The sequence below is a fragment of the Leifsonia sp. NPDC058292 genome (assembly GCF_042880955.1).
Taxonomy (GTDB): domain Bacteria; phylum Actinomycetota; class Actinomycetes; order Actinomycetales; family Microbacteriaceae; genus Leifsonia.
On the sequence record NZ_JBHVYL010000070.1, the window covers coordinates 1 to 5,539 of the forward strand.

The following is a 5,539-nucleotide window of genomic DNA, read 5'->3' on the forward strand; positions in this document are numbered from 1 at the left end:
TTCCGGTCGAGTGTGCCCGGTATGCCTGGCACATTCGACCGGAACGGCCACACTCGGCGAGGCCACCAGTCGAACGGCCACACTCGGCGAGGCCACCAGTCGAACGGCCACACTCGGTGAGGTCACCGGGTGAACGGCCACTTTGGGCGAGGTCACCGGACGAGAGGTGCGGGAGGACCCTTTTTGCGCGGTGCAGGTGAGTGTGGCAGTTCTCCGCGAGTGTGGCCAGTGCGGTCGAGTGTGCCCGGTATGCCTGGCACATTCGACCGAAACGGCCACACTCGGCGGAAGCGGAGCGCGCAGCGGGCGGAGCGCGAAGCGGAGCAGTAGCGGCGCCGCGGCGCCCGCGTCAGGCGGGCTGGCGGGCGGCGAGGCCGCGCACGATGCGGGCGATGCGGGCGCGGTAGGCGGTGACGCTGTGGCGGGCCTCGGCGGCGAGAGTGTCATCTCCGACGGCGTCGGCGCGTTCGGTCCAGCCGTCGATGGTGTCTTCGATGGCGTTGGCGAGCGCATCCACGCTGCCCGGATCGACGGTCGTCGCGGTGCGGTAACCGGCGGTCGCCTCGAGGAGTCCGCTGGTGGCGCTGGCGATCACCGGGCGGCCGGCGAGGATGGCCTCCACAGCGGTGTTGCCGAACGGCTCGTCGACCCGAGAGGGCACGACGACCACATCGCTCGACCCCACGAGATCCCAGACCGACGGCTGGAAGCCGTGGAAGGTCACCCGGGAGCCGAGGTCGGCCGCCGCCACCTGCTCACGCAGTTGGTCCTCGTACCATTCGTAGCCCGGGAAGACCGAACCGATGAGGGAGAGGTCGGCGTCGACGCCGCGCGAACGCAACTCCGCCAGGGCGTCGATCGCGACGTCGACGCCTTTGCGGGGTGACAGGCGGCCGACATAGGTCACCCGCATCCCGCCGTCGAGTTTCCGCCGGACCGGCCGGGGCGCCGGAGGGCCGGGTACGGCGTTGTACACGACCTCGGTGCGTCGGGCGAGCCGGCGGAAAGAGCTTTCGAGAACTCCGACGCTGAACCGGCTGTTCGCGATCAGCGAGGAGGAGAGGAAGAGGGGGAGGGCGAGCACTCGACGCATCGTGACGGATGCGGACGCTTCGCCTTCGTGCACGTGGGTGACAACCTTCGTGCGGTGGGTGCGGGCGAGAACCGCCCAGAGGGGGATGGTGATCGTGTTCACGTACACCAGCGCCGGTCGTTCCCGGCGGATGAGGGAGGAGCCGCGCCGCGCGCCGGCGGCCGTGGTGCGCAAGAACTGCAGCATCCCGGCCGGGCGCAAGACGCTTTTGCGGAGCACGGGGCTCGGGCAGATCTCCACCCGGGCGCCGCGCTCACGAAGCAGGGGGAGCAGCGGACCGTCCGCGGGAACGGTGACGACCACCTCCCAGCCGTCGTCGATCAGTCCGCTGACGCTCTCGAGCATCACCCGGTCGGAGCCGTAGAGCTCCGCGCTGGGGTGTGCGACGAGAACTGTGGCGTTCTGCCGACGACGGCCGGTGGTGGTCATTCGTGCTGCTCCTTGTCTACCGGTCCAGGACTACTGGGCCGGGGTGACGGCGAAGTTGTCGAACTTCGTGGTCATCGGGGATGCGGTGGCCGTGCCCGAGAGGTAGGCGCGCAGCCCGACCGAGCCGGCGACCTGGAGGGCCGCGGTCGAGTCGGTGACGCTTGCCTGCCATGCGGCCGGTTCGGTGGATCCGACCTTCCACACCTTGGCACGGATCGTCGTCGGCGAGGTACCGAACACCTGGAGGCGCAGCTGGTACTGCGTTCCCGGGGTGTAGGTGAGGCCGGTGACGTTCACCACCTGCAGCGCCGTGCCGCCCTGGAGCAGCTGGAGCTGCATGGCGCCGCTGGCCTGCATCCACACCCGTGTCGTGTATTCGGCCGAGCCGACCGAGCGGCCGACGGCGGAGACGTACAGCCCGCCGCCCGTCGCCGTGGTGTCCGAACTGAACGTCACCGCGGTGTTGGTGTTGGTGCTCGAGATGCCGCTCAGCAGCTCCGTCTTGGTGGAGCCTGCAGCGCCGACGATCGTCGCGACACCCGAGCCGACCGTGTAGGCGGAGGCCGCACCGGCCCCTGTCCACGCTCCGCCGAGGTCTGACGTTCCCCAACCGCTGGCCGATGTGCGCTCGAACGTGTCGCTCGCGATCGCCGCGGGGGGCGGCGCCGTGACCGTCACGGTCTTGGTGGCGGCCGAGGAGGCGAGCCCCTGGTTGTCCGTCACCGTCAGCGTCACCGTGTAGGTGCCACCGGCCGCGTACGGGTGGGATGCCGTGGCTCCCGTAGCCGTCGCTCCGTCACCGAAGTTCCAGGCGTAGGAGGCGACGGTGCCGTCCGGGTCGGTCGACGCTCCGCCGTCCACAGCGACGGTCAGACCGTTCGGCGTGGCGGTGAAGGATGCCGTCGGCGCCTGGTTGGGCACCGCGACCGTCGTGACCTGCTGCTGCACCGGGGCGCTGGCCAGGCCCTTGTCGTCGGTCACCGTGAGGGTCACCGTGAAGGTGCCCGCGGAGCCGTAGACGTGGGTCGGGTTGGCGTCGGTGCTGGTGGCTCCGTCACCGAAGTCCCAGGCGTACGAGGCGACCGTGCCGTCGGGGTCCGCCGAGGTCGATCCGTTGAAGGCGACGTTCAGGTGGTCGACCGTCGAGGTGAACGCTGCGACCGGAGCCTGGTTGGGCGGGGGCGCCGTCACGGTGACCGCTGTGGTCTTCGTGCTGGTGGTTCCCTGGTCGTCGGTCACCGTGAGCTTGACGGCGTAGCTGCCGCCCTGCACGTAGGTGTGGCTGGCCGTGGGGGTGGTCGCCGTGTCACCGTCTCCGAAGTCCCAGGCGTAGGAGGCGATCGTGCCGTCGGGGTCGCTGGATGCGGTCCCGTCGACGTTCACGGTGAGTCCGGTCTGGCTGGTGGTGAACGACGCGACCGGCGCCTGATTGGGCAGGGTGCCGTTGGTGCCGAGTGCGTAGTGGTTGGCCACATCCTGCGAGCTGAGCACGCTGGAGTACACGGCGGCTTCGTCGAGCGTTCCGGAGAAGTACGGTCCGGTGGAGCCCCACGTGTTGTCACCGCCGATGCGCCAGTAGCCGGTGTACGACTGCGCGCCGGTCTGCGGGTTGGTACCGATGAGCACGCCGTCGACGTACAGGTTCATGCCGTTCGACCCTTGGGTCGCCACCGCGTAGTGCCACTGGTTGTTGTTCAGCGCCGTCGGCGATGTGATCGTGTTGGTCTGGCCGGTGTAGGTGCCGAACACGATGTGTCCGTCGTCCTGCATGTAGATGTGACGGTCGTAGTTGCTCGACAGTCCCGTCTTGGCGTCGCCGAAGCCGATCAGCTTGCCACCCTTGGTGCTGCTGGTCTTGAACCAGATCTCCTCCGAGTAGGTCGTCGGGTTCGTCGTCTGGGTGTTGCTGGTGACGATTCCGCCGGATGATCCGCTGAAGTTGGTGTTGAACCGCACGGCCTTGTCGGCGCTTCCCGGCAGAACGCCGGTCTGGTTCTTGGTGGTCGCCGTGCCCGAGTACGTTCCGTTGCTCGTGTAGGCGTCGGCGCTCTTCGCTACGGAGCCGCTGGTCTCGTCGAGCCGCCAGAACAGGTCGGGGTTCGAGTTGTAGACCGAGGCGCCGTAGGCGTCGGCGGGTGCCGGCGCGAGCGGGGACGGACGACCGGAGGCGACGTACTGGTTGACGACCGTGCTGCGGTCGAGAACCGTCGGGTAGATCGCGACCTGGCCGATGTCGCCGGCGAAGTAGTTGCTGCTCGGCTGGTTGGACCAGCTGCCCAGGTTGTCACCGCCGACCCGCCAGTATCCGGAGTAGTCCTGACCGGAGGTCACGTCTGTGCGGCTGCCGACGACCTTGCCGTCGACGTAGAGGCGCATGCCGTTCGCACCGAGAGACGCGACGACCTGGTGCCACTGACCGTCGTTGAACGTGGCCGAGCTGTTCACCGTCTGCACCGAGCCGGGGTAGACGCCGAACCAGATCTTTCCGCTGTTGTCCATGTAGACGTGGCGGTCGTATCCGGAGGAGAGCCCGGTGCTCGAGTTGCCGAAGCCGATGATCTTGCCGCCGCTGGTCGTGGTGGTCTTGATCCATGCCTCAGCGGTGAAGCTGTTCGGTCCGGCGACGCTCGAGGGCGTCACGGCGTATCCGGTGGAGCTGCCGTTGAACGTGGATGCTGTGACGCCGTCGATCGGACCGGTGGCGCCTCGGCTCACTCCGGCCTGCAGCTGCAGGTCGTTGAAGCCGATGTGGTCGTAGGCGGATGCGCCGCTGGCCTCATCGAGCGGCCAGTACGCGGACGCTCCTGCGCCGGTCACCGAGTCGGAGTACGCGCCTCCGGTGTTGCTGGCGCTGATCGTCACGGTGTTGCCGAGCCGGGAGATCTGGTTGCCGTCGGGGTCGGTCACGTACAGCCGGTAGGAGTGCGTGCTGCCCGGTGCGAGCCCGGTGTCGATGAATCCCATCGCGGGCCTGGTCCAGAAGTTGGAGGTCTGGTTGACCGTGTAGACGGGGTTGGCGGTGTTGCCGTCGCGCACCAGCTTGTAGCTGAGGTTCGCGTTGTCCTGGTCGTAGGTTGCGGTCCACGAGACGCGGGCCTGCCCGGCGGTGAAGGATGCGGCGTTCGGCACGAGCGGAACGTTGACGTTCGGGCCGAGCTTGCTCTTCACGACCGAGTTGACCGCGTAGCGGGTGAGGCCGTACTGAGCCGTGCCGTTGACGTACGGGAACTCGCCGCCGACGGCCAGGTACTGGCTGTTGGCCGCGAGGCTCCAGGCCGCCTGGCCCTGACCCGTGAAGGAGCCCGTGACGTACTTCGGGAACCAGTTGAGCAGGGTGGGCGCCGGCTGTCCGCTGAAGTTCGCGTACGCGCCGTCGCCGTTGTTGGCGAGGGTGCCGGTGGTCGCCTTGGAGAACGCGATCGTGTGGTTGTAGGTCCACGGGTCGGTCTGCGGGAAGCCGCCGACGTTGCCGCAGTAGTGCGGGTGGCCAGCCACGTACAGGGCGTCGCCCAAGGGCTGGATCGAGTAGGTGTCACCGTGGCAGTCTTCGATCCAGTTGATCGCGCCGGTGTTCGGGTCGGCCGAGAAGCTGCCTTCCAGGTTGCCGCCGGCGCCGAAGACGTAGCCGGAGCCGTAGACCCGGTCGCTCGTGGCGGCGAGGGCGGTGATGCCGGCCTGCGTGCCCGCATCCCGAACCGTCGCGTTGGCCGCGAAGGGAAGGATGGTGCCGTCGGTGCCGGAGGCCATCGTCAGACCGTATTGCGCCGTGCCGCCGATGTTCTGGAAGCGGCCGCCGATGTAGACCTTGCTGGCGTCGGGGCTCACCGCGAGCGCGTCGACCGGTGCGTCGGCGTTGGCGCTCCAGGTGGTTTCGAGCGAACCGTCGGAGGCCTTGATCTTGGCGATGTACCCCTTGGCCACCCCGTTGACGCTGGAGAAGGTGCCTCCGGCGTAGACGGCGGTGTTGGTGGCGGCGAGGGAGCGGACTTGGCTTTCCATGATGGGGCGGAAGCTGCT

General features: G+C 68.4%; 2 protein-coding genes. Both read right to left on the reverse strand.

Annotation, left to right across the window (positions count from 1 at the left end; genetic code table 11):
* Positions 1 to 349: 349 nt before the first annotated feature.
* Positions 350 to 1,522 carry a glycosyltransferase gene (locus tag ACFVWR_RS18780; protein ID WP_387215860.1) on the reverse strand — a complete coding sequence of 391 codons (1,173 nt, stop codon included), beginning with the start codon at positions 1,520 to 1,522 and terminating at the stop codon, positions 350 to 352.
* 30 nt (positions 1,523 to 1,552) lie between these two features.
* Positions 1,553 to 5,521, reverse strand: coding sequence for a PKD domain-containing protein (locus ACFVWR_RS18785; RefSeq protein WP_387215863.1), 3,969 nt, complete (start codon positions 5,519 to 5,521; stop codon positions 1,553 to 1,555).
* Between the last annotated feature and the right edge of the window lie 18 nt (positions 5,522 to 5,539).